The following is a 26,715-nucleotide window of genomic DNA, read 5'->3' as shown; positions in this document are numbered from 1 at the left end:
AAGGGAAAATTAGAGAAGCGCTGGGATCACTGGAGGTCAATAACGTTCTGGGTGTAGGTGCTTGGGGTTGTGAAGTCGATGACGCCTGGGGCACCAAACTCGGGGACGATCTGTCCGCTTATGTGGGTTCTGACGGGAATTCCACTCATGGTGCTGAAGACTTTAGAGACATCAACTGCAAGTACGACAATGTCACCGGCACTGAGGGTCGGTGCAGTCTTCTGAACCGACTTGTCGTAGTCCTGAATAACGATTATTCCAAAGGTGGTGCTGGTGAGCTCGGACCAGTTGAAGGTGTTTGTACCATCGTTTAGGATGTTGTTGAAGATGTTTGCAACGGGTCCCTTAACATAGGTGTTAGCATTCTTGTCATAGTGAAGGATTGCCTCGGTAACATTGTTACTGAGTATGACCTTGGTGTTGCTGAGGTCAATGCCCTTGCTTCCAGCATTGGGGGTAACGTAGATGGCGAGCCTTGTTATTTTGTCCTTGTCCGGAGTGTAGCCGACGACGCTGGTGACCTGTATTCCGCTGGCGACTTGTTCGGTGCTCTGTCTGCCGGTGCTGGAGGCCTTCTGCTGGAGGAAGCCGCTCGTGTTAATGAGCACTGCTGCAGCCACTGCCGCCACTAGCACCATCGCTATAAACACAATCAAGGTGCCTATTCCGACGGCACCCTTCCTCTTCTTAAGGAATCTCATTTCCCATCACCTCCTCACTGCAGGTTCACTATATCTGAGGTGTAGGTGCTTGGGGTTGTGAAGTCGATGACGCCTGGGGCACCAAACTCCGGAACTACTTTGCCAGTTATGTGGGTCCTCACTGGAATTCCATTGCCGAATATTGCGTTAGTTCCTCCTACGGTAACAGCGAGGATAGCTATGTCTCCGGCGTTGAGTGTTGGAGTGCTCGGGCTCTTCCAGAGCGAGCCGTCGTAGTCCTGGACGACTATAAGGCCAAACTTAGTCGCATCAGTAGCTGGGTCTGGCCAGACCGTTCCAGAGAATATATCACTGCTTGCGTTTGCATAGGTTCCTGAGTACTTGAGAACTGCCTGAACTGTTCCGTTGCTGAGTATAAGCTTGGTATTGCTGAGGTCAATGCCCGAGCTGCCCGCGTTTGGGGCGACGTAGATAGCGAGCTTGTCGATCTTTCCGCTGCTGACATGGCCCGTAACTTTCATGACCTGTATTCCGCTGGCGACTTGTTCGGTGCTCTGTCTGCCGGTGCTGGAGGCCTTCTGCTGGAGGAAGCCGCTCGTGTTAATGAGCACTGCTGCAGCCACTGCCGCCACTAGCACCATCGCTATAAACACAATCAAGGTTCCAATACCAACCGCACCTCTTCTGCTCTTGGCCTTCATCAGCCATGCACCCCCTGGGGTTGTTTGCATTAATGATTACAAGCTTTGGATATAAAGCACTTTTTTGTTCTTAGTGGTGTAGCTGGTTATGTAGGTGCATATGTAGGTGAACCTCGCTCTTTGGAAATCCCCTAAACAAACTTTGAAAATCCTGCAAAATGAATTATATTCAATGAATTGGCCACAGATTAAATGGACAAGTGCTGGAATGCATACAATTTAAAACCAAAAACGTTATATAGTATCCAAACAAACAGAGTGTTGGCTGCCATGGATGATCAGTGGGCCAGTAAAATCAGCGGGCTAAAGGCCGCAGAGAAGCACTGGAGGTGGGGGAGAAATGGCCGTAAGGACAATGATCATAGACCCGCAGGTATTAAGATCCCTCCACAGGAGTGAACTGAGGAAGAGAATTCTTCTGTACCTGAATGAAATATACCCGTCGGCAACGTACCTTTCTGAGATCGCCAGGGTTGTTGGGTCCGATCCATCGAACGTTCGGGGGGCCCTGGTCGGACTGGGAAACCGCTACAACGGCGAAAGCTCCCTCGTCTACCTCGGTCTCGTCGAGGAAATAACCAACGGCGGCTTCAAGTACTACAGGCTCACCGAGTACGGAAGGCAGGTGGTTGAATACCTCAAGGAATACTACAGGTATTACAGGAAGTTCATGTGAGGTGGTCGGCATGGACAGCTTGGAAAGGCTCGTTCCAGTGGTCGATTCCAACATCGAGCAGATGGTCAGGATGGCGATACTCCACATAATACAGCTCGGCACAAAGCACGGCATTTTCAAGGTCCTTTCAAGGGAGCCAACTCACAGGGAAGTCCTCGATTCCGTTGGCATACCGAACAGAAGGCTACTCCTTGAGTTTCTGGACACCCTGAAGGCCATAGGTATTGCCGAGGAGCACGAGGGCAGGTTAAAGCTCAACGGGTTCTCCTACACGCTGAAGGTCCCGCAGGAGCACTACGATACGCTTTTACCCGGATGGGTTTCAACGCTTGAGGAGATATACAGGATGGTAGACTACGCGTTCATAACGCCAACGCATCCCCACGTGCTCATGGACTTCGACAAAGATGCTGATTTCTGGGATATAAGGATGACCACGGACTTCGCGGATCTTTACAGAAAAGCCATCTCAGCCGCTGCGGAACTCAGACCGGGGATGAGCGTGCTTGATCTCGGCTGCGGATCGGCCGCGCCCAGTTACTTCGGAAGAATCGTGGGTTACGATGGCTTCTACACCGGAGTTGATTACTCCTCCGCGATCCTGGAGATAGCGAGGAGCCGCGCTGAGATGGACAACCTCCCCGTTGAGCTGAAAGAGCTCGACGTCCGCCTGATACGGCCCGTAAACGAATACGACGTTGCGGTTATAAGCTATCTCTTGGAGTACCTGAAGCCCGAGGACTACGGCAGGGTTCTGAAGAGAACTCTGGAAACCCTCAAACCCGGTGGACGGCTGATTATCCTTGAGCCCTTCAGAGAGGAGTTCAGACACATCGAGGCCCTGGAGTTCTTCGAGAGGCTGAACAAGGACTTTGTGGGCTTCCCCCGGAGGGAGGAGGTCATCAGGGCTATCGAAGGCAACGGCTTCGACGTCTCCATAGAACCCCTCGGTCGCAGCCTGCTGAGAGTGACCCTCATGCCCTGATCGTTGTATTTTTTCCAAATGTTGATCATGGCCGCGAGTGGGTATTGTAGATTTTCCAAAACCGCGGAGATTGGTGGAGTGTAGCTACACAATTACCTACACATAAGGGTTTTAGTTTACGAAAAACACAGTTTAGAGGGAGGGACGATGGCGCGAGTACTGATAGTTGACGACGCGCTCTTCGCAAGGATCCTGCTCAGGAAAATATTCACCGAGGCGGGGCATGAGGTGGTGGGAGAAGCCTCAACGGGTAAGGAAGCGGTTGAGCTATACTCGAAGCTCCGCCCCGATATCGTTACCCTCGACATAATAATGCCCGACATGGACGGCATAACAGCCCTGAGGGAGATAAAAAAGATCGACCCCAACGCCAAGGTTATCATGATAACCTCCGTGGACAGCGATAAGAAGCTTATAGAATGCATCGAGGCCGGGGCGTCCGGTTATATAGTCAAACCCTTTGAACCCTCACAGGTGCTCAAGGAGGTCGAGAGAGTACTGTCGGGCCAGGAATAGGCGGCCGGCCGGGGGAGTGAGACTGAGAAGGACGATAGGGCCAGGGTTCCAGGGATCCACCGCCCGGCCGGCCCTTTACGGGGGTGGGCGTCATCGGGACAAACTACATCGAGAGTTTCCTGGAGGAGGCAAAGGAGAAGGTCGCCGAACTCAAAGAGCTTTTTTCCCGGCTTAGGGGTGAGGAGGAAAACCTCTCGAAAACCGTTGAGGATATGATACGAAGTGCCCACACCGTTAAAGGAACGGCCTCTCTGGCGGGGTTTCCAAAGCTCACCCAAGCCGCCCACTGGCTTGAGACGATTCTGGACATGATACGCGCAGGGGACCTCTCCCCCGACGAGGAGCTTCTCTCCATAATCTGGGAGCTCATCGTCACGATTGACAGGCTCATACACTCGATCGAGGACTTCGGGGACGAGAGGGAAGTTGAGCTCTCCCCAGTGATAGCGAAGGCCACGCTCTACCTCAAAAACGCCTCCAGAAAGGCCGGAAGGCTTCCCCCACTGAAGGTTGCGCTGGAGAGGAGGTACGAGGTGACGGTGGACTTTGAACCCGTGCCCGAGAAGATCCCGGTGTGGACCTTCGCGGTTCTGTCCAAACTTCAAAGACTGGGCCGTTTGGTCTCCTCTGATCCCGACGTCAGCGACATCATAGAGGGCAGGGTCAAACCCGGGGAAAGGCTCAAACTGGTCATTGAGACTCCATTAAGCCCCGATGAAATAAGGGAAGAGCTTGGCTCCGTGAACGGTGTCAGGAAGGTGGAGGTGCAGGGACATGAAGGACAAAACGGAGGGAAAGGAGAAAGGCTCCGGCTCAGGGTTTACCTTACAGAGGAGACTCCTTTTAAGGCTGCACGGGCGCTTCTTATCATCCAGGACCTCAGGAAGGCGGGTAGGCTCCTATCGGTGAAGCCCCCTGAGAAGGAGATAAGGGAAGGTACGCTTCTCGGCGAGGGTTTCTTTGAGGTTCTTCTTGAAAGCAACATGCCCTTCGAGAAGATCAGGGAGCTTATCCTCCGCCACCCCTGGGTTAAGGACGTGATCAGGGTCGAGGGGCTGGATGAGGATTTCATGGAGACGAGATCGCTCCCAGAGAACGCCTTTAGACCCTCTCCAATCAGGACTCGGAAAAGGACGGTTCCCGTTGATGTCTCCGCCCTGGACGAGCTCCTCTACTCCCTCGGCGAGCTCGTTGCAATAGAGGAATGGCTGAGGGACGTTGTTTCCGGCGACTGTGGCCCGGAACAGATGGTGGAACTGAGCAACAAACTTTCGGAGGCCGTGCAGAGGCTGAGGGAGACGGTAACGTCCATGCGGACGGTGAGGCTAAAGAACAGGATAGAGGAACTGGTCCCCTCGATCAAGAAGCTGGCCGAAGAGAGGGGGAAGCGGGTTGGGGTCGTTATCATTGGAGAAGACGTCGCCGTCGATAGGGCCGTTGCCGCCGTCGTCTGGGAGGCCCTCGTGCACATACTCAGAAACGCAGTTATTCACGGTATTGAAAGGACTGAGGAGAGGGTCAGACTCGGGAAGCCACCGGAGGGGCTCATTGAGATAACAATCGTCCCTCATCCGAGCTACGTTGAGATCAGCGTTAGGGACGATGGCAGGGGCATCAACATCGCTGAGGTCAAGAAAAGGGCCGTTGAAAGGGGCATAATAACGCCGGAGGAAGCCAAGAGGCTTTCCCGGAAGGAGGCGCTCATGCTGATATTCAGGCCTGGAATGAGCACCGAGAGGGAGGTTTCCGAGGAGAGCGGGCGGGGCTTTGGGCTGAGCGTGGTCATGGAGTCCATCAGGGAACTTCACGGCAGCGTCCACGTGAGCAGCGAGGAGGGCAGGGGCACTGTGATAACGCTGAGGGTTCCTGCTGATGTGCTGATCCTTCGGGTTTACACCGTCGAGGTCGGGGGAAAGAAATACGCCGTCCCCTCAATAGGGGTGCTCGGCAAGTTCAGACTTGGAGTGGAGAGCGTCAGAAAGGTTGGAGGTGTCTACGTCGCGGCCGTTGAGTCGGGGATTTTCCCGGCTGTCCTTCTCCATGATGTGGTTGAAGACTTCGCCCCCCTGCCGGAGGGGGAGGTTGAGGGGCTCCTCTTCCAGTTCGACCGTGAGGGACGGGAAAAGGTGCTCGTGCTCGTTGATAGAATTCTCGGGGAGAGGGAGACGGTTGTCAGGTCGCTCCGTTCTCTGGTTCCCTTCGGCGAGCCCGAGGAGAGCGTGTTCACCGGGGTGATAATACTGGGGGGCAATGAGCCGGTTCCGCTTATTGATCTGATCAGTCTTATGGAGGGGTTGCTGCGTGAGAAGGGTTAACCTCGTGAGGGAGCTGCTTGAGATCGCCCTCAGAGAGTCGCTTGCCAAAATCGATCCGAGCGGCAAGATGGAGCTCTCCGAGTTCCGCGTTATCTCGTCCTCAGATCTGGTCATTGAAGGTCTCTTAGAGGGCGTCAGTTTAGTGGGCTTTGCCATAGGTGAGGGCCCGGAACTCATAATGGCCTTCGACTTCGAGAACTCCTCCGCCATCGTGAGCCGCCTCCTGAAGCTGAAAAAGACCGGAATTCTCGAAACTTACGACATAAGGGATCTCATGGAGTCCCTTCTCAGGGAGATGGGCAACGTCATAGCCGGCCAGTTTGCCAGCAGGCTCTCGAACATCATGGGCTACGATCTCCTTCCCAGCGTGCCCTTTCCTATAAAAACCGTTGATCAGCTCGAAAGGATCCTGAACTTCCTCGGAGGAGGAAAGAGACTTCCCGTCTTCGTTGGGCTGGTGCACGACGATCACGGGAGTAATCTTGACGTCTACATCATCCCCTCCGCTGGCTTTATCGAGAAACTGGCCGAGCACCCCGAGCCCTTCAGGAGAACCTTTAGGCGGTCCAGGGGGGTTGAATATGCCCGCTGAGGTGAGGGCCCGGGCTGAAGTTCTCAGAGACGGCAAGAGAACCAGGAAAAGGGAGGTCGTGGTCACCTTAAGCCACAGCGGCGTTTCCATGAGATTCGTGGATGGAAAGCTCGGTGAGGACTTCTTCTCCTTCTCCCTGCTCGAGGATCTCGGTTTCCTTCCCCCTTTCCCCTGCGATGAGCCCAACTTCACCCTTCGCTTCTCAGACGATCGAGTTCTGATACTGAGCGTTGGGGACAACCCCCTAATCTACGACAGGGGAAAGTTCGAGGCATTCATCCACAGGATCTTCGTTGAGCTTTTGAACGGGGTTCCGGTCTTTGTACGGAAGCCCGGGGAAGACTGGAATGTTGCGTACCTGCGCGTAATCGGGCCCGGGCGTCTTTTAGCGGTTGGGAAGGAGGGGGAGAGACTGATAAGCTTCTCTTCGGTGGGCGAGGCCTCCTGCGAGAACGGCGTGTGGAGGCTTAGAGTTCACTCCCCCTATGGCACGGAGGAATTCGAGGTCAAGATCGAGGGGAGGAAGGTCAGGCTCTTCGTTCTGCGCTACCTCCAGCGTTTTTCTCCTCTGAGATGGGGCTACCTCGCGGATCTCTCCCGGGAGTTCCCCTGGCTCGAAAGGGAGCTGCGGTGTCCAGAGCTTGAGCCCGTTGAGAGGGAAGTTCTCGATGCCCTGCTCACGGGCATAGACCCGCTTGAAGTGCCGCGCGTTCTGAGGATGGATCCAATCGACGTTGAGAGGATCTACGACAGTTTGATAAGGAAGGGGCTCCTACGGATTAAGGGCATAAGAAAGGTCGTGGAGCCAACTCCCCTGGCAAGGAAACTTAAGGAGGGCGGTGAAGGATGAAGGGAAAAGCCCTTGGACTGGCTTTGATGCTCTTGCTGGGATTTCTCGCGCCGGTAATGGCGGAGGAGAACCCCCTGCTGTTCAAGGGGACCGTTGGAGAGAACATCCCGTACCAGAAGAGCATAGAGGCGGTTGCCATCTCAAACGGCACGATCTACGCTGCCTGCGATTACAGGATGACCGCCGGAAAGGAGCTCATCGGGATCTACTACCTCGGCCTCATGGCCGCGTATTCGAGCAACGGGAGCAGGCTCTGGGTGAACGATTCGGGCTACGTGATTAAAATCCGGCCCCTCCGGAACGGGGTTCTCGCTGGGGGGCTCGGCGGTTTCGTGTTCTTCGATAAGAACGGCCGCATAAAGGCCAACTTCCCAACCCCCAACAAGCTGTACGACTTCGTCATGAGGGACGGCTACGTCTACGGAGTGGATGGGGACATCTGGTACACCAACGGCACGTTCAGCAGTTCGGGGGAAGTTTTCAAGGCCAGACTCCTCGACAACGGAAGCCTCTCCCTCAAAGGCGGCTGGAGGGTTAAGCTTCCCACTATGCCGGGCAGAATTAGAGTGGGGGATGTCGTTTACGTGGGCTCGGGCCTGCCCTCGGGATACTCCGCCCACTACCAGTTCGGCGCGCTCTACGGCGTTTCCTACGACGGCAGGTTACTTTGGAACATCAGCACCGGCTGGTGGGTCAGGGACCTGGAGGTCTGGGACGGCATGGCCATAGCGGGAACGGGCTTCAACAACACCCGGGGCTACCTCCTGATGGTCGATGGAGAGGGCCACGTGCTGTGGAACGAGAGCACGTTCTTCGTTGAGGATCTCCTCGTCGTTGGGGACACCCTCTACGTTTCGGGCTTCGACGGAAGGAACGGAAAGGTGGCCGCCTACGACCTGAAGGAGAGGAAGCTCCTCTGGAGCGAGGACTTCCCGTACAGGGCCAAAACGCTCGCCTACGGCGACGGCAAGCTCGTCGTTGGAATCGGCAGGTTCGAGAGCAGGAAAGAGGGCAACGTCACGAAGATCTACAGCGAGGGGGGCCTGTACGTCCTAAACCCGGAAAACGGAAAGGTTCTCTGGAAGGACCTCAACGTTGGCTACGTCCGGAGCTTGGCGATCGATGGAAGCTTAGTGGTCGCTGGAACTGGGAGCTCGTACTTCTACGTTCTGGACCTGTCAAAGATTGGAAAATCTAAGGGCATCTGCGGGCCGGCCTTCATCGTTTTCCTGTCCGTGCTCGCTGCTTTTGCCGTGAGGGGTGGTTCCCATGGAGGAAGAGCTGGACGTTAGGGAGGCCCTCGCGACGGGCGAGAAGCTTGACGAGGTTATAGTCCGGGCCTCGTACGACAAGGACGTCCTCGATCAGGTGATAAAGTACCTCGACGACGACCTCTGGATAGTCCAGAAAAACGCTCTGATAGTAATAATGAACGTCATCGAGGATCATGAGGAGTTGATCGACCCCCTGCTCAGGAAGCTGCTCGTGATGATACGGAAGAGCGAGGCGATACCCCTTACCCTTGAGATAGCGAGGGCCATCGGCGTGCTCTCCAGGATCAAGCCCGAGCTCGTCAGGGGCGCAGTCCCGGTGATCCTCGCCAACTACCGCATCGGCGATCCGAAGATCAGGATAAACATGGCCTACGTCCTCGAGGAGATCATGCGGAACAATCCCAGGCTGCTCGGCAACATAGCGAGGGAGATAGCCTCGATGCTGACTTCTCCCGATGAGACCGATCGTCTCGCGGCCCTCAACTTCATCTCCGCCCTCGCTGAAAACCAGACCCGCTACGCCACTCCTTTCCTTCCAAGGCTTCTGTCACTCCTCTACGACAGGAACGAGATAGTGAGGATAAGCGCCGTCGAGACGCTGACGGAGCTGGCACTCAAGAGCCCGAAGTTCAGGAAGATCATCAAGGTCAAGTTCCAGGAACTCAACGACCGCAGCGAACTCGTCATGGAGAAGGTTAAGGAGGGCCTCATGAGGATAGCCCTCGCCGAATCAGAGGAGGAAAGCGGTTAGGACTTTTTCCTGCCTTCCTTCTTCTCCCTCAGATAGGGATAGCGCATTATGTGGCCGCACTCAAGGCACTTGACGACCACGTGGGGGTACGGCCGGCTCCTCAGCCTTACCCTTGCGTTGACGCCGGGGACGAGGAATGAGTGGCACCTCTTGCAGTACCGCCTCTTCCACTTCCTCGGGAGCCTTATCTTCGCCTTCTGCTGGACGGCGAGGGCTATCTCCACGTACCTGTTGGCCAGCTCCCTGCTGTACGGAAACACCCTCTCCGCCATCGTGAAGAGCGTCTCAACCCTCTCCCGGGCGATCCTCTTCTTCTCCCTCTGCTCCCTTTCCCTGATGAACCTCTTCTTCCCCATTCCCATCACCGAACGAGCTTTAGAACTCCCGCGGAGGGCTCGTAGAGGTAGCCCTCCCTCACGAGCGTCTCGATGATCCTCTCGGCGGCTTCCTCGGAGAACCCTGCCCTTATGAGCTCGGCCCTGAACGTTTCCCTCGCAACTTCCCCCGTGAAGGTTGTTGAGGCGAGGTTCCTGAAGAGCTGGAGCGCCTTTGCGGCCCGATGATCGCCGGGCATGTAGCCCCTGTAAAGCTTCAGCAGCCTCTGGAGTTCGCTCTGGGGCATGGACGAGAGAACCGCCATCCAGTCGTTGAGGATCTCGTCGTTGAGCGTTTTTACCCTTCCGAGGTGGCTCCTCCTGACCTTCCCATCCAGCCTCGCCATCGATCCGAGGAGCCGAAGGCTCAGCTCGTAGCGTATTCCCACGTCAAAAACGCCACCGGGAATGGTGAGCACGTCAAAGGCCCACCCGTACTCGTTTCTCTTCTCCATTAGCCAGTCCTCGAACTTTCTCTGGAATGTCTCCCCAAGTTTTCCGGACGTCGAGAGGCTCTTTATCCGCTCCCTCTCAACGAAGATCGTGACGATCAGGTTCGGCAGGTAGTCCCTCAGCATGGACTCGTTTTCGAGGTAAGGGCGCTCGTCCTCCTCGGGAATAAAGACGAAGGGTGTCTCCGCCCTGCTGCTCAGGCCGTCTGTCGGGCTGGCCCTCTTCGGAAGGGCGAGCATCCCGGCGAGTTTCTTCGCGAGGATCATCCTTTCGGCGTACCTGCTCACTTTTCCGGGGGTTCTCGGAACGTAGTATCTCACCGGCGTGCCGTTTGGATCGAAGATCTTGAAATCGAGGTCAAGGAAACCGTCGGTAAAGACGCTCCTTTTCCCCTTCCTGAACCTGAGCTCCTCGGGGAGACTTGTGTAGAGAAACCTGAGGATCCTCCAGAGGGTCAGCAGTGAACCTTCCCGGCCCCTCTGACCGAGGATCGAGAGCTCGTACCCCTCGCTCCATCCCCTCGGTGACTCGAGCACGGGCGGCGAGCCGTAGAGGGCGTAGATGAGGCCCAGCTGGAACTCCCTGTTGGTGTATATCGAGCTTTCGATGAGCTCCTCCACCTCGTTCGGGCCGAGTGCCATCTCCCTGTAGTCCTTCCAGTAGTCCGAGTAGTCCGCGCTCCTCAGCGAGAGGGCCCGGATCATTCGGAGGTTTCCCCATGGGTACGGCTCAAGGATCCCCCTGACCTCAACGTACGAGCCCGAGAGGAATTTCCCCCCTATCGATGTTTCCGGCCCGATCCTCACGACGATGTATGGTCTCGGGGCGCTGCTGGGGAGTTTTCTGAGCTCGCTCGGGCTCAGGGCGGAGAGCAGGTAGTACGCGGCATCTTTGGGTGCGTTTGGAGGTTTTCTGAGCAGCAGGAAGCCCCTTACGGTTATCTCCTCCCCGTTGGGAGTCCCCTGCAGTTCGGCTATGAAATCCCGGGCTCTCTTTTCAGGTGTCAGGGGTTCGCCGATTGGGCTTGCGATCCTCATGAGTTCAAGGTAGAGCTCCTCCATGGCGTTTTAGATTGGCGGTTGGATCTGATAAACCTTTGCCGGACCGCAAAGTTTATAAAGTCATCTCTGGAGGGAGGTATCGGCACGGCGGCCATGGCGGCGGGGTTACACCCGGTCTCGTTTCGACCCCGGAAGTTAAGCCCGCCTGCGTTCCCGGGTGTACTGCCCTCCGAGAGGGGGCGGGAAACCGGGAACGCCGCCGGCCACTAATTTCTCCGTGCTGGGTTCTTCTAACACCTGCGTTACCTCCGTCCTTAGGAACCGCCTACACAAAAGCTATATAAGTTCTGGATTCGTTGAACACTTTGATGGGAATGTTCGACAAGGGAAAGCAGGGAGTTACATGGGACTACCTCCGGGAGAGGCATCCAGAGATTCTTTCGGAGCTTAAAACCCTGAGGGACTGGGATACCGTTAAGGCCGTCGTCCCGGAGGCCGAAAAGTTAGGCGACTACTCACTCTTCTCCCTCCAGGCGCTGGCCTCTTTCATAAAGGAGTTTCACATCGAGCGCGGTCTCCTCGGGGAGCGAATCGAGTCCCTGAGCCAGAAGCTTGAGGACACGAGGACCGAGATGAGGGAGCGCGATTCCGCGCTGGAGAAGCGCATAAACGTTCTCGAAAAGGGCCTGAGCGATGTCCAGAGGAAAACCCTCCTCATAGAGGGCATAAGCAACCTCCTGCCGAGGATAAACGAGCTCGAGGAAAAGCTCGAGATGAACCAGGCCGAGATACTGGCGAGGTTCGAGAAGAGCTACCTCCGCCTCATCGAGGAGAAGGTCGAGGAACTCGTGGACCGGCGCATAAGGGAGCTTGAGGGCTCTATTCTGGGCTTCAGCGGGGATCTCGCGAAATCCCTGAAGGAGCTGCAGGAGCGCCACGAGAGGCTCATAATCGAGAACTACGAGCTGAAACGAGAGGTTGAGAGGCTCAGGGGGGCCCTCAAGAGAAAGGAGGGAGAACTTGCTGAGCTGAAGAAGAAGCTCTCCAGTTACGCCGAGCTGAACAGGAGAATTGAAGAGCTTCAGAAGAGGGTCCAGGAGTACGAGAAGAAGACGGGAAGGCTCTCAAAGGCCGAACGTGAGCTCCTCCGGCTGACGGGGGCCGGTTCCCTTGAGGAAGCGCTCGAAGCGGTCAGGCGCATGAAGGAGGAATACGTTCCAAAATCCAAGGTTGCCCCCCTACTCAGCGAGCTGAAGCGTCTCCAGGAGCGTCTTGATGAACTGGAGCGGGAAAACGCTGCCCTCCGCGAGAAGAACGAGAAGTTGTCCCAGGCCCTCAAGATGCTTCTCGAGCGCGAGGAGTCCGAGGAATCATAGCAGTGCCACCGCCCTTACCGGACTTCCGGAGCCGCCCTCGATTTTCAGGGGAAAGGCCACGAAGGTGAAGGTCCTCCCGAGCAGGATATCGAGGTTAACGAGGTTCTCGAACACCGGCACCTCTTCGCTGAGTAGAATCGTGTGAACCGTCTCGTCGCCGATGCTCATCGCGTCCGTGCCAACGGCTTTAACCCCCTCCGCCACGAGGAATAGCGCGACCTCGGGCGAAAGTTCCCTTCCGCCGGTTAGGAAGAGGACGATTTTCCCGTAATAACCTGAATCGGGCAGTTCGTCGAGCTTGACGGTTCCCTCCCCATCGCGGACGTCAACGACGAAGGCCTCGCCGATGAACTTCTCAAGGGGCATCTCGTCTACCGTCTTCCCGCCGGGGATGAAGTGAGCCGGAGCATCTACGTGCGTCCCGGAGTGCTCGCCAAGCTTGAGGGCATTCATGTAGTAGCCGTCGCGCTCGATGAAGGCCCAGGGCTTGACCTTCACCTCAGGGTCGCCGGGGTAAACCGGCGTGTCCTCTCCGAGGGGGAGCGAGAGGTCGACTATCATGCCAACACCAACCCTTTTTAACTCCGGAAATTAAAAACCCACCGGTGATTGATATGGACTGCACGAAGGATTACTGTGTTAAGGACATCTCGCTCGCACCGAGCGGGGAGAAGAAGATTGACTGGGTCTCGCGCTTCATGCCCGTTCTCCAGACGATAAGGGGGGAGTTCGAGAGGGAGAAGCCCTTTAAGGGCGTCAGAATCGCCACAACCCTTCACCTCGAAATGAAGACCGCCTTCCTGCTCCTGACCCTCAAGGCCGGAGGAGCGGAGGTTTCTGCCGCCGCCAGCAACCCGCTGAGCACGCAGGATGATGTCGTCGCGGCCTTAGCCAAGGCCGGCGTCAAGGTCTACGCGATTAGGGGCGAGAGCAGGGAGGAGTACTACGAGAACATGCACCGCGCTCTGGATATAAGGCCCAACATCATCATAGACGACGGCGCGGACATGATAAGCACCGTTCACCGCGAAAGGCAAGAGTTGATAGACGACATCTGGGGCGCAAGCGAGGAAACCACGACCGGCGTTATCAGGCTCCGCGCGATGGAGAAGGACGGGGTTCTGAGGTTCCCGATCATAGCGGTGAACGACTCCTACACGAAGTACCTCTTTGACAATCGCTACGGAACCGGCCAGTCCACGTGGGACGGCATAATAAGGACAACCAACCTGCTCGTCGCAGGAAAGAACGTCGTCGTTGTCGGCTACGGCTGGTGCGGAAGGGGAATAGCGATGAGGGCAAGGGGTCTCGGCGCTACCGTAATCGTTGTTGAGGTTGACCCGATTAGGGCACTGGAGGCGAGGATGGACGGATTCCTCGTCATGGACATGAAGGAAGCGGCAAAGGTAGGCGACATCTTCGTCACCTCAACGGGCAACATCAAGTGCATTCGCAGGGAGCACTTCGAGCTGATGAAGGACGGGGTAATCCTCGCCAACGCCGGCCACTTCGACGTTGAGATATGGAAGCCCGACCTGGAGGAGCTCGCCGTTGAGATAAGCGAGCCGAGGCCCAACATCAGGGAGTACAAGCTTAAGGACGGAAGGAGGCTCTACCTCTTAGCCGACGGAAGGCTGGTCAATTTAGCGGCGGCCGACGGCCATCCGGCGGAGATTATGGACATGAGCTTTGCACTGCAGGCGAAGGCGGCGCAGTACATCAAGGAGAACCACGAGAGGCTTAAGCCCAAAGTTTACGTCCTGCCGAGGGAGATTGACGAGATGGTCGCGAGGATTAAGCTAAGCGCAATGGGAATAAAGATTGAGGAGCTCACGGAGGAGCAGAGAAAATACTTAGAGAGCTGGGAGCACGGGACGTAGGGAGGTAGAGAAAGTAATCCTCTTCTCCTTTTCTTAATTCCCCCGCTTTTAGGAGGATTCTTGTGTCCCAGGGGGATCTGAGGACAACGACCTCGGGGGGTTCGTTGTTCCACTCAATCTTAAGGAGTACCGGTCGGTGCACGGGAAAGCCTCCCGATAAAGCGAACGTTACACTCCTCTCAGTTCTCTCCTGGATGTCGATAACGAAGGAATCTCCCGCCTTCATCGCGGTGCGGAGGATTAGATAGGACTTTTTAGGGGATCGCGGCACCTCGTTGTGGTCTCTCCGAAAGCGAAGCGCAAAGGTCATGGTGGCGAAGAGAAGGAGTGGAGGCAGAAAGGCCAGGGGAAGAAGGTTCCTCGGGTGTTTTCCGAAGGAACTGCGCCACAGGAGCGGAACCGTCAGCAGTATTCCTAGGAGCAGGGGCATGAGAACCTCGCGAAGGGCCAAGATCAAAAGTCCTTCTCTCTCTTCATTCCTGACATAACCGAGATCTCGCTCAATCCACGCTATAAAGAGCGCCAATAGAAAACCGGTAAACAGCACGATAGCCCCGGGAACGTATCTATCGAGCAGATCAAAGTCCATTCCAAAGATCGCCGGGAGTAGGTATAGAGCAAGTGCCGCGAGAAAGAGTTTAAACAGATCTCCTGTTATATAGGTGTATGCAAACGCGGGAACGAGCACGATGACAATTCCCGCAAGCAGGGGAGGAACAGGGATCCCCAATTGGGCCTCCACTGTCTGAGCGAGCAACTGAAGGACGCCCGTCAGTGAAGCCAACCATGCCAGCGGGAGCAACGAGACCAGAACGGCGAGCTTGAGTGAATTCGTTGAGACCCTAAAGCGCAAAGTAGGCACCCCCTAAGATTTTCTTCAGGACCGTGCTCGACTTTTCCCGTGAGGGGATCCACTCTATCACGGGCACTCCAAGTTTCCTGGCAAGCTTTCGCTTGTGAATGCGCGAAAGGTGCATGAGATCCTCGTCCATTGCCCCATACGGGTTGATATCCACGAGCAGAACCCTGCAATTGAAGGTTTTTCTGAGCTTTTCGATAGCTTCCTTCAGCTCAAGGACCTTGTAGGGGGTAATGTGAGTTATGATTACCGCGAGATCTATCTTTCCTGCCTTTTTTGAGCGCTCCACTGCAAGTGTTATCGGTTCCGGATTGGGGGATGGGCCTGCGGAAAGAACGGCCCTCATAAAGCTTGAAAACGCCTGAGCTCCAATTCTCGGTGTCACGAGCCTTTCGGAGCCCGCCAGGTAAAGGCCGACCTTCAGGTTTGCCCGGAGAAGGGTGTAGACCAGGGAAAGCGAGAGGCTGAGGGCGCTTTCGAGGGCCCCGTTGAAGATGTCCCCCGTCCCCATCTCGGCCGTCGTGTCCGCGTAGATCATGACCGTTGCCATGCCCTCGGGTTCATACTCATTGACGAGGGGAACGTCGAGGCGGGCGGTCGCTTTCCAGTTAACCGCATTGAGCGGGTCTCCCGGCAGGTAATTTCTGATCTCCTTGAACTCTCTAGACGACGCGCCCCTGCGGGAAAGAAGAAGGGGCAGACCAAGTCTTCTGGCCCGAGTCCTCTTTAGAAGGTCCATCCTGGGACTGCTGACAGCGGGTCTTGCCTCTATTGTTACCTCGTCTTCAAATATCTCGTAGTTAGTTCCGAGGACTCCAAGGAAGTCCTGGCTTATAACCTCCACAGGCGAGATTGAGTGGAGGCCTCTTTTACAGGGGGAGACCTCGTAGGAATACTCGACCTTCAGAACCCGTCTCGGGAGCTTTACAAAAACCCTGCGGTTTCGGCCGTAAACCCGAAGTCCGGGGGATGCAACGTCCCCGATGAAAACCAAACCCGCGCCCCGCTCAACGGTGAGCTTTACACGAACCTTGGCCCGTCTGTCGACGGCTATCTTATCCGCCTCAACAGTCCTTTCCACGTGGAAACCAGAGGGGGGTTCCACCACCAGGGAGTACGCGAGTATTGACGCCGGGATCAGACTCGCATACGCGAGGCCAAAAATTCCCGTAAGAAGGGCGATTGAGAACGGGGTCAGAGTAATTAGCAGGAGGACATTCATCCGCCTCATGAGTCAACCCCCAAAAAGCCGAGCTTTCTAAGGGTCTGCCTGAGAACCTCGGCTCTCCTTGCCCTTTCCTCCTCCATAATCTTTTCGGCAACCCAGGGAGGCAACAGGGAAGATACGTGAGGTGGCGAGTAATCAACGATTGGTCTCACGATTTCGCGAATCTGGTCTTCGGTTAGGCCCTCCGGAGCGTTTCTGATAAGGAAAACTGCCAGGGGAACTTTGTCTCCGTTCTCAACGAAGGTGCTTATGATCTTTTTGAGTTCTCTTGAGTAGTGGTCATCTCGAACTTTGAGAGAGTGGAGCGGGAGAGGTTTAATGCGCGACCCCCTTCCAAAGTGTGAGGAAATGTACGTGGAGACGGCATAGGTCAAGTAAAGGATCAGCGCGCTTATAGTTAGTAGGATCAGCAAACGCAGTGCTCCCCTCGGATCCGGGTACGCAAGAAGGAACGAAAAGACTGCCCCCACGGAGAGGAACGCGAGGAAGTTCCTTTCAACGAAGTCGCTCTTGAACTTCGCCCTCAGAAGATAGGAGAGGATATAGGAGACTGCAACCCACGCGGTGATCCAAACGAAGAACCACCTGTACCACCGGGAACTGGGGTAAAGGAGAAACGCGATGGAACCTATTCCAAACCCAGCACCCCGGATGAGGAGGTCGCGGTATCTTCCGGCATATCGGGCGAACACTGCAACCCCCGCTCCGATGCCGAGTAGAATGGAAGGGATGGGATCCTTCATGAACATCAAACCGATTACTGTCCAGGTGAAGACCGTTGAGATGGCTGAATTAACCTTCTTCATCTCCATTATCGAACACCCCCAGTCTCTCAAGGGCTTTTATGAACTCTTGGAAGCTACGGGTCCTGAGGGGACGCTCCGCGTAGTCGGCGAGAACGAAGAGTAGCGCGATCTCTTCAAGGGCCGATTCATTAAGCCCCTTTCCCCTGAGATCCTTAATTATTTCGAAGGGAGTTCTTCTCCCGGTGGGCACTCCCCGGGACTCCACATAGGGGAGGAAATGAAGATTGTAGGCCTTAATCACGGCTTCTCGCGGGGGAAGAACATAGAACTCAAAACTAATGCTCTCTGACGAGAAGACGTGGGTTCCAACTCCCGGCCGGAGTTCAAACGTGTCCCCCTTCCCAAGGGGCTCCCCGTCAAGGAAGGCTTCAGCGGGCCTGTTCAGCACGATCCTTATCGGCTCATCGAGCAGGAAAACCCTCCTGGTCGGCCGGAGAACTTTTAAAGGCTCCTCACTGGCCAGTGGGGATTGTAGGGGGAGTTTGGGGAGGTTCTTACGCTTCATCACAACGTAGACGAGGCCCGCACCTATGAAAAGTCCGGATGCTAATTTTGCTAACCCCAGGATTTGAGAAGCGCTGGGGAAGTGCCTCGTCTTTTTACCTGTGGAATCCGTTTTCCCACCTTTTCCCGCGGGGGGAATTTTAAATGTTCTGTCGAGGGGTAAATAAAGGCTATCCCCAGAATACACCACCCTGATGGTTCCTGTGGCGTTGTCGATTCTGAGGAATGCGCGGCCTTTTGCATCGGTCGTGAGATTCGTGCTCAGGTTTCCAGCGACAATGGTTATCGTCCTGTTGGGCAGGGGATTGCCGTTCCAGTTTAGAAAAATCTCGAGTGTCCCGTTTAGACGCTCAAGTCTGACCTCTGGAACTCTCTTTATCCTGACTACCGGATCGCTGTTGGAGGGGTATGCGAGGTAACCGCTGTAGTGGGCGATTATGTGGTAGCTTCCGGGCGTTTCACCCTCCGGGATGACGGCGGTCAGGTTGAACGTGCCGTTGCTGATCCGAACGGTACCGACTATAGTGCCCGTTGTGTTCTTTGTCCTGTTGAGGGTTACGGTGATAATACCGTCATTGACTGGGCTTCCGTTTGGGTAAACAACGGTTCCCGAAACTGACATTCTAAGATCACCGTTGCCAGCAAGGACATTGGGGTATTTTGTTATCTTAACGAAGGGCTTTTCAAGGAGGGCTATCCACATGAGGAGAACGGTCCTGCCGGTTTTGGGTTGGATGGAGATGAAAACGGGATAGTAACCAGGGGTGTAGTTTCTATCAAGGGGAGGGATTTCGAATGTGTAAAGGACTGTGGAGCCGCTCTCAGTCCAGGATTCAACCTTAAGGGGAAGTCCGGAGGTATAGTTGAGCGGGCCCGTGAAGTTGGTGTAAACCCTGAACCTCTTTGAGATTCCATAGGTCGTTACGACGATTGGGGTCTCCGTGTCGAGGCTATACCGGGGCCGGCCGTTGATGCCCTTCAGGTAGTCCGGGCCAGTGGGGCTTTTGATGTAGGGGATGTAGTACGTTCCCCTGTACCAGACCACCATCTTAAAGTCCCGGGGGAAGCTCCAGGAGATAAGTGGAACGCTCTTGGCGGGCCGTTTAACGCAGACCAGCATGGGATCCCTCGGCAGGATTGCAACAGGACATTGAACCTTCAGGTTAGTTGGGGTGAACTTCAAGTCGGTCGGTGGGATTCCAGGCTCCTGATTTCCACTACGATGGGGGGTGAACGGTTCCATCAAAGTCGGCTTTCCGTTGATTCCAGAATCTAAACCGCTAACTTTTTCGGTTTTGTTGGATGTTTCTTTCAGGAGTTCACTTATGATGTTCCTCGTTTTACTGCCGTCTCCAGAGTTGAAAGAACTCCCGTATCCAAGGGTCAAGGTTGCGAGGAAAATGAAGAGGAGCAACATCAGAGCGTATCCCTCACGCCTCATCGTTCTCTCCCTTTGGTACAGGTGTTTTCTGGAGGGCACTCAAAACCACATCCCTACCCATGACGCCCTCAAAGGCACGCTCCGGTTTTATGACTATCCTGTGGGCCAATGCCTCGATTGCGAAGGCTTTTACGTCGTCTGGGATGACGTAATCCCTTCCCTCCATTAAAGCGTTGGCCTTGGCGATCTTCATCAGGGCAAGTGCTCCCCTTGGACTCGGGCCGGCCTCAACCCTTCCGTCAGAACGCGCGTTTCTTACAAGCCTCGCAATGTAGGTCAGGATTTCCCGTCCGACGAAGACGCTCTCCTCGACGAGGGCCTGCATTTCTAAGAGGGTTTCCCTGTCAATCACAGGTTTTATGTCCCCGGTGGGATCGTCCTTGCCCCAGCGCAGGCGGGCCTCCATGATGGCTATTTCGGTTTCTAAGTTCTTGGGGTAACCGACGCTCAGACGGAGGAGAAAGCGGTCAAGCTGGGCCTCCGGGAGCGGGTACGTTCCCTCGAACTCTATGGGGTTCTGGGTTGCTATGACGAAAAAAGGCCTCTCAAGCCTGTGGGTTTCCCCCTCTATCGTCACCTGCCTCTCTTCCATGGCCTCAAGCAGTGCCGACTGGGTCTTTGGGGGAGCCCGGTTTATCTCGTCCGCGAGCAGGACGTTGGTGAAAATTGGGCCTTTAACGAGTTCAAAAACCCCCTTATCGTGGCGCCACACCTTGGTTCCTATTATGTCTGCGGGCAGGAGGTCCGGGGTGAATTGGATCCTCGTGTAGCTGAGTCCGAGCGTCTTTCCAAAGGCTTTGGCGAGAAGGGTCTTGCCGAGTCCCGGATAGTCTTCAAAGAGAACGTTGCCGTTCACGAGAAGGGCTGCAAGGGTCTTTCTTATCGGCGTTTCGTTTCCAATGTACACCGAAGATATCGTGGACGTTATCTCTTCCACAATACTCCTGAACCTGCTGGGCTTCACTGTCTACACCTCGCAAATGTTTTCAATTTACCTTTGTATTTTGAAAACAACAGCCATTTTTAAAAGTTGCGGAGTGCTGGGATTTATAAGATCCCCCGTGAACTAAAGATGTGGTGCCCATGAACTTCGAGCCCTTCAAAATAACCCCCGTCGGCTTCGTGAGGAAAAGCGGGGAAACGCACATCGAAATCCTGCCCGAGTTCCGGGAGGCAACGGAGGGCCTCAGAGAAGGTGACTGGGTCAAGCTCGTCCTCTGGTTCCACGAGAGCGACACGCCCGCCAGAAGAAAAATCCTCAAGGTGCACCCCTACGGAAACCCAAAGAACCCGCTCACCGGCGTTTTTGCCACGCGCTCGCCCTACAGGCCGAATCCGATAGCTCTCTACACCGTCAGGATACACCGCATCGAGGATGGGAGGCTATACATAGACGAGATTGACGCCCTCGACGGAACTCCCGTGGTGGACATCAAGATTTTCGTCGAGCGCTACGACTGCCCCAAGGAGGTGCCGATAGAGGAGCGGGAAGCCGAGATAAGGGCCGGTAGAATGATTGGAGAGGTGAACATAATCCCGAGGAAAGCGGAGCATTTAGACGAGCTTGAGGAGGTTTCGCCGGAGGAATACGATGCGCTGATACTCGAAATCGGTCCGAAGACGACGACTCTAACCGCTAAAGAACTCGTCGAGCTCATCGATGCCCTCAAGGAGGTCTACGAGGGCCTGCCGGTGGAGATAAGGGACAAGCTGGGGGCGGGGTCACATGCTCAGGGCTCTGATCTTTGACGTTGACGAGACCCTCGTTTACTACGAGGGTTACACCCTGCGGGGATGGTATGAGGAGGTCGGAAAGCCCGCTATGGAAAAACTCGGTGTTCTCCTCGACTGGGAGACGTTCAGGAGGATAGTTCGGGGAGAGCTCTCAAGGAAGTACGTTGAGCGGTTCGGGATTGATCACGTTGAGTTCTGGAAGGCGATGGACAGGGCAAACAGGGCCTATCGGGAAAGACTCCTGAGGGCGGGGAAGATAAAACCCTTCCCGGACGTTGGGGCCCTTGGAGAGCTCCGGAACCTCGGTCTGAAGCTCGCGGCCGTCAGCAACGCCTCTCAGGACAATACGGAGCTCGTACTCAAGGCGTTTGGGCTCGACAGGCACTTCGACGTGATCCTCGGAAAGGACTACTCCTACCTCGACGGCGTCAAACCGAACCCCTACCTGCTGAACAAGGCCCTTAAGATACTCGGCCTGAAACGAAACGAAGTCCTGCTCGTCGGCGACAGTTCCAACGACGTTTTGGCCGGGAGAAACGCGGGGATAAGGACGGTGAACATCGTGCGCTTTGAGCGCGTCCCCGGTGCGGACTTCTACGTGTCTGACCTCTGGGAGCTGGTGGAGCTCGTCAAGGGACTTCGAGCGAAAAACCAATTAGGAACGGGATCGGAATAGTCCCGGTGGTGCCATGGGCTGCGGGATGGCCGTTGACGCGAACCGGGTTGTGGCTGGGGGAGTGCTCATCTTCGTTGAGCCGGAGGACTTCAAGAGGTTTCTCGAACTCAAGGGGCGTCCCCTCGTCATAATTGGCGAAACCGGCGGCTTCAAGAAGACGAGGCTGACGATGACCACCTACGACGGGGCGCTGATAATCACGAGGGGAGAAATCGAGCTTCCCGAAGGAGCTATCGTGGTGAGGGCCAAGAGCCTCTCCCTCGGCAAGTGATATATCAAACCCTGCATATTTTACCCGCAACTTAATAACCCACCGTAATGCTTAAAACCCGCAGGCCTTATAAAACCGGGAAACAACGGCCAACGGTGGTTGAAATGGTGCGCTACATGGTAACCTCGGCACTCCCTTACGCGAACGGGCCGATTCACGCGGGCCACCTGGCGGGAGCGTATCTGCCAGCCGATATATTCGTCCGCTACCTCAGACTGAAGGGCGAGGAAGTGCTCTTCATCTGCGGCACAGATGAGCACGGAACGCCGATAACCTTCCGCGCGCTCAAAGAAGGCAGAAGCCCGAGGGAAATCGTTGACGAGTTCCACGAGCACATAAAGACGACCTTCGAGAGGGCTAAAATCAGCTTCGACTACTTCGGCAGGACCGAGCTTCCCGTCCACTACCGGATAAGCCAGGAGTTCTTCCTCAAGGCCCTGGAAAACGGCCACCTCGTCAAGAAGGTCACCAAGCAGGCCTACTGCGAGCACGACAAGATGTTCCTCCCGGACCGCTACGTCATCGGAACCTGCCCCTACTGTGGTGCCGAAAACCAGCGTGGCGACCAGTGTGAGGTCTGCGGAAGGCCCTTAACGCCGGAAATCCTCATCAACCCGCGCTGTAACATCTGCGGGAACCCGATAACCTTCAAGGATTCAGCTCATTACTACATCAAAATGCAGGATTTCGAGGAGAGGCTCAAGAAGTGGGTTGAGAGCCAGCACTGGAAGCCCAACGTCAAGAACACCGTTTTGGGGTGGATTAACGAGGGCCTTGAGGAGAGGGCCATAACGCGCGACCTCGACTGGGGAATCCCGGTTCCCCTCGACGACGAGGACGTCAAGGGCAAGGTCCTCTACGTCTGGTTTGAAGCTCCTATCGGCTACATCTCAATCACCATCGAGGCCCTCAAGCGCGCCGGAAAGGAGAAGGAGTGGAAGAAGTTCTGGCTCAACCTCGACGGCGAGACCAAAGTTACACACTTCATCGGCAAGGACAACATACCCTTCCACGCGATATTCTGGCCGGCGTTCCTGATGGCCTACGGCAAGTATAAGGACGAGGAAGTCGAGGCCGAGTGGAATCTCCCATACGACATTCCCGCCAACGAGTACCTCAACCTCGAGGGCAAGAAGTTCTCAACGAGCAGGAACTGGGCCATCTGGGTTCACGAGTTCCTCGACGCCTTCCCTGCCGACTACCTGCGCTACTACCTCACCGCGATAATGCCCGAAACTCGCGACAGCGACTTCAGCTTCGCCGACTTCAAGGTGAAGATAAACGAGGAGCTCGTCAACAACCTCGGCAACTTCGTTCACCGTGCGCTCACCTTCGTGAACCGCTACTTCGACGGAATCGTGCCGGAGAGGGGCGAGCTCAACGAGCTGGACAAGCAGGCTTTCGAGGAGATTGAGAGGGCCTTCGAGGAGGTCGGCGAGCTCATAAGCCAGTACCGCTTCAAGGACGCGCTCAGAAGGGTTATGGAGCTGGCCATCTTCGGCAACCGCTACTTCGACCACCAGAGGCCCTGGAAGACGGCAAAGACCGACCGCGAGAGGACGGCCACCACCGTGAACGTCTCGCTCCAGATAGTCAAGGCCCTCGGAATCCTCCTTGAGCCGTTCCTTCCCGATGCCAGCGAGAAGATATGGCACCTGCTCAACCTCGAGGAGCTCAAGCGCTGGGAGTTCACCGAGATTCCGGCCGGTCATCGCGTCAGGAAGGCAACTCCGATGTTCAGGAAGGTCGCCGACGAGGACATTATCCACTTCATACTCAACTACATAGCGCGCGGAAACCCGGAGAGCGCGAGGGTGCTACTCGACAAGTACTACAAGCGCGACGATGTCGTGAAGGTCGCCCTTGAGCGCTTCAAGAACAGGGAGGAAGCTTTCGCAATCCTTAAGAGCGTCTACGGTGAGGAACTCGAGGTTAAGTCCGAAAAGCCCGGAAAGGCCTCGAAGAAGGAGAAGGTGAAGAAAAAGGAGGGTGGAAAGATGGACTACGTCAGCTTTGACGACTTCGCGAAGCTCGACCTCCGCGTTGGAAAGATAATCGAGGTCAAGGACCACCCGAACGCCGACAGGCTCTACGTGGTCAAGGTTGATTTGGGCGACGAGGTCAGACAGCTGGTGGCTGGCCTTAAGAAGTACTACAAGCCGGAAGAGCTCCTCAACAAGACCGTCGTCATCATAGCGAACCTCGAGCCCAAGAAGCTCCGCGGTGTCGAGAGCCAGGGAATGCTTCTGGCCGCTGACGACGGCGAGAACGTGGCTTTACTCATGCCCGACAAGGAGGTAAAGCTCGGCGCGAGGATTAGGTGAGGTCTTCTTCGAAACCCTTTTCTCTTCTTCCGCCGTAGTTTGATGGGTGGTGTGATGCTCTTCAGGAAAAAGAAGAAAGAGGTGCAGAAAGTCGACTGGGAAGCACTAAGGAGGCGCGTGGCGGCAAAGTACGACACGACGTACGATGCGATAGGTCACCTAACAGCCACCATATTGGAGCACAGACAGGGGATCATCGAGCTTCTCAAACGCGCAGATCCGGATAATAACGAGGAAAAGATAAGGAAAATACTCGATATTGGTGGAGGTAGCTATTATATATATAAGGTCGATGCGGAAGAAATTCCACGAGATTGCAACGCATACTAAAGAGCCGCCTTTCGTAAAATTAGTATTCATACAGCCATTCCTTGCGATGGCCCTGGCGGAGCACACAGGTGTATACAACGGGAACATTGGACACATTGTTGGAAATGCTCTGTCAGATATTGCAGAAGATGGAAAACACTACGACCATCTGAAGCAAAATCCGGATCTAATTGTGGATAAGATTCAATTCCAACTAGAAAAGCTGGGATACAGATACGACAAGGAAAAACTGCGGGAAACCATAAGGACAGCCGTGGAAAAGGCAGGAAAGATCGTTGACAAGTTATATGATAAATATCAGGAGGACCAACTTAAGGCGCTCCGCACAGCACTCAAGGCGGACAACCCATTCCCAGTTCTCAAGCAAGCAGGCATCGATATAGAGCCGGAACTTGAGGAGTTCAGGCAGTTCCTGGCGGAAATCAGCGGGAAGAGGGTAGAGCCGAAGGGCTCCAAGGCTGGGGTGAAGGAAGAGGGAACGCCTGAAACCGTCAAGCTCGAGGCCCAGAAACTCCTCGGGATTTTGAACGGCCTTAAGTTCGCGGACTATTCCGAGAAGGCCGTCGAAAGGGCCCTCAGAGAGCTCGACGCCCGGGTTGATGAGCTTATGAAGGAGAAAAACCTTGAGCTCCTCGGCCTCTACCTCGGCTTCCAGAGGCTCCTCGAGAGAAGAGACTTCGAGGGGGCCGGGCGGTTCCTTGAGCGTTTCGCGAGGCCTTAGGTTCCTTCGAAATCCTTAAAAAGTTATAGCCCGAGTATTATACCATGCCTATAACTTTCATTGACAGGGAGCGGGAGCTTGAGTTCCTCGAGAGGCTGTGGGAGAGAAAGAACTCCTTCATTCCAGTCTATGGCAGGAGAAGGGTCGGAAAAACGAGGCTCATCAAAGAGTTCATAACCGGCAAGCCCTCTGTATACTACCTGGCCCGGAATAGCACCTACCTCGACAACCTGAGGGAGTTTTCAAGGGCGGTTCTTGAGCGGTTTCCGGCGCCTTTCCTCAGCGTGGCCTCTTTTTCAAGCTTTTCCAACGTCTTTAAATACCTCGCCGAGAAGGAAAAGCTCATCGTTGTGATAGACGAGTTCCCATATCTCATTCAGTCGGATAAAAGGGTTCTCAGCGAGTTTCAGTACATCGTGGACGAGGTAGTGAGAGCCTCAAGCCTTCACCTAATCCTCGTGGGTTCATCGGTTGGCATGATGGAGGAACACGTTCTGAGCCAGAAGAGCCCCCTCTACGGCAGGAGGGACGGTCAGATTAAGCTTTCCCAACTCGATTTCTTCAGCTCCTGGAAACTCCTGGGGGTGGATGTCGAGGAGGCGATTAGGGTATATGGCATAGCTGGCGGAATTCCCGCCTACCTTGAGCTGTTTGAAAGGTTTGAGGACGTGAAGAGGCTGGCTTTCGATAAGAGGGGCTTCCTCTACGCCGAGGCGGACTTTCTCCTGTCCAGCGAATTGCGGGAGCCGAGGGTTTACAAGCTGGTTCTGAAGGCGGTCGCCGAAGGGAGGAGGAGGTTCAACGAGATAAGCAACTACACGGGAATCCCGCGCTCGAACCTCTTCAAGTACGTTGAAGTTCTCGAAAGGCTCGGCTTTCTCAAGCGGGAAATCCCCGTAACGGCGAGGCCCAACACAAAGAACACCCTCTACCGGATTGAGGACAACTACCTGAACTTCTACTTCCGCTTTGTCGAGCGCTACAGGGAGCGGATAGAGCTTGAGAGCCTCGAATTCTGGGGGGAGTTCTTGGAGGATTACAACCGTTACCTCGGAGGCGTCTTTGAAGACGTTGTGGGACAGTTTCTAATCGCCCTTAACAGGGCCGGAAAGCTGCCGTTCCGCTTTACAAAAATCGGCAGGTGGTGGCGTAAGGGCGAGGAGATTGATTTGGTTGCTTTGAACGAACGCGAGAGGAAGGCGCTCTTCGTTGAGGTGAAGTGGAAGGAGTTGGAGGAAAGAGAAGCGCGGGGAATTTTGAAGGACTTGGAGAGGAAGGCGGAGCTTGTGGGACTTGATGGCTGGGAGAAGAGCTATGGATTGGTGGCAAAAGATATTTCTGAAAAAGACGAGTTGAAAAACGAGAACTGTCTCGCCTGGGATTTGGAAGACTTTCGATATTGATCCGGGGAACAT

27 protein-coding genes and 1 rRNA gene are annotated in these 26,715 nt (G+C 55.3%); 18 read left to right on the top strand and 10 right to left on the bottom strand.

The window, feature by feature from the left end:
* Window positions 1-26: 26 nt before the first annotated feature.
* Together TAM4_RS04550 and TAM4_RS04545 are read right to left on the bottom strand one after the other, a co-directional pair.
* Window positions 27-701, bottom strand: a complete 675-nt coding sequence (locus tag TAM4_RS04550; protein WP_014122068.1) for a flagellin — start codon at window positions 699-701, stop codon at window positions 27-29.
* Window positions 702-715: 14 nt separating this feature from the next.
* On the bottom strand, window positions 716-1,363 hold the full coding sequence (locus tag TAM4_RS04545; protein WP_014122067.1) for a flagellin: 648 nt from the start codon (window positions 1,361-1,363) through the stop codon (window positions 716-718).
* Between the two features lie 340 nt (window positions 1,364-1,703).
* Between TAM4_RS04545 and TAM4_RS04540 the strand changes: the two genes are divergently transcribed.
* The 8 genes from TAM4_RS04540 (at window position 1,704) to TAM4_RS04505 (ending at window position 9,322) form a co-directional block, all read left to right on the top strand.
* Entirely contained in the window at window positions 1,704-2,039 is a 336-nt protein-coding gene (locus tag TAM4_RS04540) for a helix-turn-helix domain-containing protein (protein WP_014122066.1), read from the top strand.
* A gap of 10 nt (window positions 2,040-2,049) precedes the next feature.
* The gene (locus tag TAM4_RS04535) at window positions 2,050-3,024 is read left to right on the top strand and encodes a class I SAM-dependent methyltransferase (RefSeq protein WP_014122065.1); all 975 of its coding nucleotides are present in this window, start codon (window positions 2,050-2,052) and stop codon (window positions 3,022-3,024) included.
* Between the two features lie 147 nt (window positions 3,025-3,171).
* Entirely contained in the window at window positions 3,172-3,540 is a 369-nt protein-coding gene (locus TAM4_RS04530; protein WP_014122064.1) for a response regulator, read from the top strand.
* A gap of 83 nt (window positions 3,541-3,623) precedes the next feature.
* Complete coding sequence (locus tag TAM4_RS04525; protein ID WP_014122063.1) at window positions 3,624-5,855, top strand: ATP-binding protein; 2,232 nt, start codon at window positions 3,624-3,626, stop codon at window positions 5,853-5,855.
* Entirely contained in the window at window positions 5,842-6,447 is a 606-nt protein-coding gene (locus TAM4_RS04520; RefSeq protein WP_014122062.1) for a hypothetical protein, read from the top strand. The genes TAM4_RS04525 and TAM4_RS04520 overlap by 14 nt, the downstream gene beginning before the upstream one ends.
* Window positions 6,437-7,297, top strand: a complete 861-nt coding sequence (locus TAM4_RS04515) for a hypothetical protein (RefSeq protein ID WP_014122061.1) — start codon at window positions 6,437-6,439, stop codon at window positions 7,295-7,297. Before TAM4_RS04520 ends, TAM4_RS04515 begins: the two co-directional genes overlap by 11 nt.
* On the top strand, window positions 7,294-8,589 hold the full coding sequence (locus tag TAM4_RS04510) for a PQQ-binding-like beta-propeller repeat protein (protein ID WP_014122060.1): 1,296 nt from the start codon (window positions 7,294-7,296) through the stop codon (window positions 8,587-8,589). The genes TAM4_RS04515 and TAM4_RS04510 overlap by 4 nt, the downstream gene beginning before the upstream one ends.
* Window positions 8,567-9,322: a sister chromatid cohesion protein PDS5 gene (locus TAM4_RS04505; protein ID WP_014122059.1), complete on the top strand. Its 756-nt coding sequence runs from the start codon at window positions 8,567-8,569 to the stop codon at window positions 9,320-9,322. The genes TAM4_RS04510 and TAM4_RS04505 overlap by 23 nt, the downstream gene beginning before the upstream one ends.
* On the opposite strand, the gene TAM4_RS04500 is transcribed toward TAM4_RS04505, so the two are convergent.
* Both TAM4_RS04500 and TAM4_RS04495 read right to left on the bottom strand, forming a co-directional pair.
* A complete protein-coding gene (locus TAM4_RS04500) occupies window positions 9,319-9,678 on the bottom strand; it encodes a ribonuclease P protein component 4 (RefSeq protein WP_014122058.1) in 360 nt (119 codons plus the stop codon). The two genes, TAM4_RS04505 and TAM4_RS04500, sit on opposite strands and share 4 nt — an antisense overlap.
* A 5-nt stretch (window positions 9,679-9,683) precedes the next feature.
* On the bottom strand, window positions 9,684-11,210 hold the full coding sequence (locus tag TAM4_RS04495) for a hypothetical protein (protein ID WP_014122057.1): 1,527 nt from the start codon (window positions 11,208-11,210) through the stop codon (window positions 9,684-9,686).
* A gap of 83 nt (window positions 11,211-11,293) precedes the next feature.
* Between TAM4_RS04495 and rrf the strand changes: the two genes are divergently transcribed.
* Both rrf and TAM4_RS04485 read left to right on the top strand, forming a co-directional pair.
* A 5S ribosomal RNA gene (gene rrf / locus TAM4_RS04490) occupies window positions 11,294-11,415 on the top strand.
* Window positions 11,416-11,518: 103 nt separating this feature from the next.
* Entirely contained in the window at window positions 11,519-12,526 is a 1,008-nt protein-coding gene (locus TAM4_RS04485; protein WP_014122056.1) for a hypothetical protein, read from the top strand.
* Here TAM4_RS04485 and TAM4_RS04480 read toward each other — a convergent pair.
* Window positions 12,521-13,087, bottom strand: coding sequence for a cyclase family protein (locus TAM4_RS04480; protein WP_014122055.1), 567 nt, complete (start codon window positions 13,085-13,087; stop codon window positions 12,521-12,523). The two genes, TAM4_RS04485 and TAM4_RS04480, sit on opposite strands and share 6 nt — an antisense overlap.
* Window positions 13,088-13,140: 53 nt before the next feature.
* On the opposite strand from TAM4_RS04480, the gene TAM4_RS04475 reads away from it, so the two are divergent.
* Window positions 13,141-14,406: an adenosylhomocysteinase gene (locus TAM4_RS04475; RefSeq protein WP_014122054.1), complete on the top strand. Its 1,266-nt coding sequence runs from the start codon at window positions 13,141-13,143 to the stop codon at window positions 14,404-14,406.
* Here the strand turns inward: TAM4_RS04475 and TAM4_RS04470 are convergent.
* From TAM4_RS04470 to TAM4_RS04450, 5 genes are read right to left on the bottom strand one after another with little or no spacing between them, the layout of a single operon-like run.
* On the bottom strand, window positions 14,357-15,268 hold the full coding sequence (locus TAM4_RS04470; RefSeq protein WP_148258617.1) for a hypothetical protein: 912 nt from the start codon (window positions 15,266-15,268) through the stop codon (window positions 14,357-14,359). The genes TAM4_RS04475 and TAM4_RS04470 overlap by 50 nt on opposite strands.
* Window positions 15,249-16,496: a DUF58 domain-containing protein gene (locus tag TAM4_RS04465; protein ID WP_048149978.1), complete on the bottom strand. Its 1,248-nt coding sequence runs from the start codon at window positions 16,494-16,496 to the stop codon at window positions 15,249-15,251. The genes TAM4_RS04470 and TAM4_RS04465 overlap by 20 nt, the downstream gene beginning before the upstream one ends.
* Window positions 16,493-17,305 carry a hypothetical protein gene (locus TAM4_RS04460; protein ID WP_014122051.1) on the bottom strand — a complete coding sequence of 271 codons (813 nt, stop codon included), beginning with the start codon at window positions 17,303-17,305 and terminating at the stop codon, window positions 16,493-16,495. The genes TAM4_RS04465 and TAM4_RS04460 overlap by 4 nt, the downstream gene beginning before the upstream one ends.
* A complete protein-coding gene (locus TAM4_RS04455; RefSeq protein ID WP_014122050.1) occupies window positions 17,286-19,244 on the bottom strand; it encodes a hypothetical protein in 1,959 nt (652 codons plus the stop codon). The genes TAM4_RS04460 and TAM4_RS04455 overlap by 20 nt, the downstream gene beginning before the upstream one ends.
* Window positions 19,234-20,208 carry a MoxR family ATPase gene (locus tag TAM4_RS04450; RefSeq protein ID WP_014122049.1) on the bottom strand — a complete coding sequence of 325 codons (975 nt, stop codon included), beginning with the start codon at window positions 20,206-20,208 and terminating at the stop codon, window positions 19,234-19,236. Before TAM4_RS04450 ends, TAM4_RS04455 begins: the two co-directional genes overlap by 11 nt.
* A 119-nt stretch (window positions 20,209-20,327) precedes the next feature.
* Between TAM4_RS04450 and tsaA the strand changes: the two genes are divergently transcribed.
* The 7 genes from tsaA (at window position 20,328) to TAM4_RS04415 (ending at window position 26,703) form a co-directional block, all read left to right on the top strand.
* A complete protein-coding gene (gene tsaA, locus TAM4_RS04445; RefSeq protein WP_014122048.1) occupies window positions 20,328-20,993 on the top strand; it encodes a tRNA (N6-threonylcarbamoyladenosine(37)-N6)-methyltransferase TrmO in 666 nt (221 codons plus the stop codon).
* Complete coding sequence (locus tag TAM4_RS04440; RefSeq protein ID WP_014122047.1) at window positions 20,971-21,654, top strand: HAD family phosphatase; 684 nt, start codon at window positions 20,971-20,973, stop codon at window positions 21,652-21,654. Before tsaA ends, TAM4_RS04440 begins: the two co-directional genes overlap by 23 nt.
* 13 nt (window positions 21,655-21,667) lie before the next feature.
* Window positions 21,668-21,925, top strand: coding sequence for a hypothetical protein (locus TAM4_RS04435; RefSeq protein WP_014122046.1), 258 nt, complete (start codon window positions 21,668-21,670; stop codon window positions 21,923-21,925).
* Between the two features lie 104 nt (window positions 21,926-22,029).
* A complete protein-coding gene (gene metG / locus TAM4_RS04430; RefSeq protein WP_048149973.1) occupies window positions 22,030-24,249 on the top strand; it encodes a methionine--tRNA ligase in 2,220 nt (739 codons plus the stop codon).
* A 54-nt stretch (window positions 24,250-24,303) separates the two neighbouring features.
* Complete coding sequence (locus tag TAM4_RS04425; protein ID WP_048149968.1) at window positions 24,304-24,579, top strand: hypothetical protein; 276 nt, start codon at window positions 24,304-24,306, stop codon at window positions 24,577-24,579.
* A complete protein-coding gene (locus TAM4_RS04420) occupies window positions 24,542-25,300 on the top strand; it encodes a hypothetical protein (protein ID WP_148258616.1) in 759 nt (252 codons plus the stop codon). Before TAM4_RS04425 ends, TAM4_RS04420 begins: the two co-directional genes overlap by 38 nt.
* A 44-nt stretch (window positions 25,301-25,344) precedes the next feature.
* Window positions 25,345-26,703, top strand: coding sequence for an ATP-binding protein (locus TAM4_RS04415; RefSeq protein WP_014122043.1), 1,359 nt, complete (start codon window positions 25,345-25,347; stop codon window positions 26,701-26,703).
* Window positions 26,704-26,715: the final 12 nt, after the last annotated feature.

It is taken from the genome of Thermococcus sp. AM4, assembly GCF_000151205.2.
Lineage (GTDB): Archaea > Methanobacteriota_B > Thermococci > Thermococcales > Thermococcaceae > Thermococcus.
This window is presented reverse-complemented; position numbering and strand designations above follow the sequence as displayed.

Excerpts from the sequence above, each read along its gene's own strand:
- TAM4_RS04550 (WP_014122068.1), bottom strand. The coding sequence starts at position 701 with ATGAGATTCCTTAAGAAGAGGAAGGGTGCCGTCGGAATAGGCACCTTG.
- TAM4_RS04545 (WP_014122067.1), bottom strand. The coding sequence starts at position 1,363 with ATGAAGGCCAAGAGCAGAAGAGGTGCGGTTGGTATTGGAACCTTGATT.
- TAM4_RS04540 (WP_014122066.1), top strand. The coding sequence starts at position 1,704 with ATGGCCGTAAGGACAATGATCATAGACCCGCAGGTATTAAGATCCCTC.
- TAM4_RS04535 (WP_014122065.1), top strand. The coding sequence starts at position 2,050 with ATGGACAGCTTGGAAAGGCTCGTTCCAGTGGTCGATTCCAACATCGAG.
- TAM4_RS04530 (WP_014122064.1), top strand. The coding sequence starts at position 3,172 with ATGGCGCGAGTACTGATAGTTGACGACGCGCTCTTCGCAAGGATCCTG.
- TAM4_RS04515 (WP_014122061.1), top strand. The coding sequence starts at position 6,437 with ATGCCCGCTGAGGTGAGGGCCCGGGCTGAAGTTCTCAGAGACGGCAAG.
- TAM4_RS04510 (WP_014122060.1), top strand. The coding sequence starts at position 7,294 with ATGAAGGGAAAAGCCCTTGGACTGGCTTTGATGCTCTTGCTGGGATTT.
- TAM4_RS04505 (WP_014122059.1), top strand. The coding sequence starts at position 8,567 with ATGGAGGAAGAGCTGGACGTTAGGGAGGCCCTCGCGACGGGCGAGAAG.
- TAM4_RS04500 (WP_014122058.1), bottom strand. The coding sequence starts at position 9,678 with ATGGGGAAGAAGAGGTTCATCAGGGAAAGGGAGCAGAGGGAGAAGAAG.
- TAM4_RS04495 (WP_014122057.1), bottom strand. The coding sequence starts at position 11,210 with ATGGAGGAGCTCTACCTTGAACTCATGAGGATCGCAAGCCCAATCGGC.
- TAM4_RS04485 (WP_014122056.1), top strand. The coding sequence starts at position 11,519 with ATGGGAATGTTCGACAAGGGAAAGCAGGGAGTTACATGGGACTACCTC.
- TAM4_RS04480 (WP_014122055.1), bottom strand. The coding sequence starts at position 13,087 with ATGATAGTCGACCTCTCGCTCCCCCTCGGAGAGGACACGCCGGTTTAC.
- TAM4_RS04475 (WP_014122054.1), top strand. The coding sequence starts at position 13,141 with ATGGACTGCACGAAGGATTACTGTGTTAAGGACATCTCGCTCGCACCG.
- TAM4_RS04465 (WP_048149978.1), bottom strand. The coding sequence starts at position 16,496 with ATGAGGCGGATGAATGTCCTCCTGCTAATTACTCTGACCCCGTTCTCA.
- TAM4_RS04460 (WP_014122051.1), bottom strand. The coding sequence starts at position 17,305 with ATGGAGATGAAGAAGGTTAATTCAGCCATCTCAACGGTCTTCACCTGG.
- TAM4_RS04455 (WP_014122050.1), bottom strand. The coding sequence starts at position 19,244 with ATGAGGCGTGAGGGATACGCTCTGATGTTGCTCCTCTTCATTTTCCTC.
- tsaA (WP_014122048.1), top strand. The coding sequence starts at position 20,328 with ATGAACTTCGAGCCCTTCAAAATAACCCCCGTCGGCTTCGTGAGGAAA.
- TAM4_RS04440 (WP_014122047.1), top strand. The coding sequence starts at position 20,971 with ATGCTCAGGGCTCTGATCTTTGACGTTGACGAGACCCTCGTTTACTAC.
- TAM4_RS04435 (WP_014122046.1), top strand. The coding sequence starts at position 21,668 with ATGGGCTGCGGGATGGCCGTTGACGCGAACCGGGTTGTGGCTGGGGGA.
- metG (WP_048149973.1), top strand. The coding sequence starts at position 22,030 with ATGGTGCGCTACATGGTAACCTCGGCACTCCCTTACGCGAACGGGCCG.
- TAM4_RS04425 (WP_048149968.1), top strand. The coding sequence starts at position 24,304 with ATGCTCTTCAGGAAAAAGAAGAAAGAGGTGCAGAAAGTCGACTGGGAA.
- TAM4_RS04420 (WP_148258616.1), top strand. The coding sequence starts at position 24,542 with ATGCGGAAGAAATTCCACGAGATTGCAACGCATACTAAAGAGCCGCCT.
- TAM4_RS04415 (WP_014122043.1), top strand. The coding sequence starts at position 25,345 with ATGCCTATAACTTTCATTGACAGGGAGCGGGAGCTTGAGTTCCTCGAG.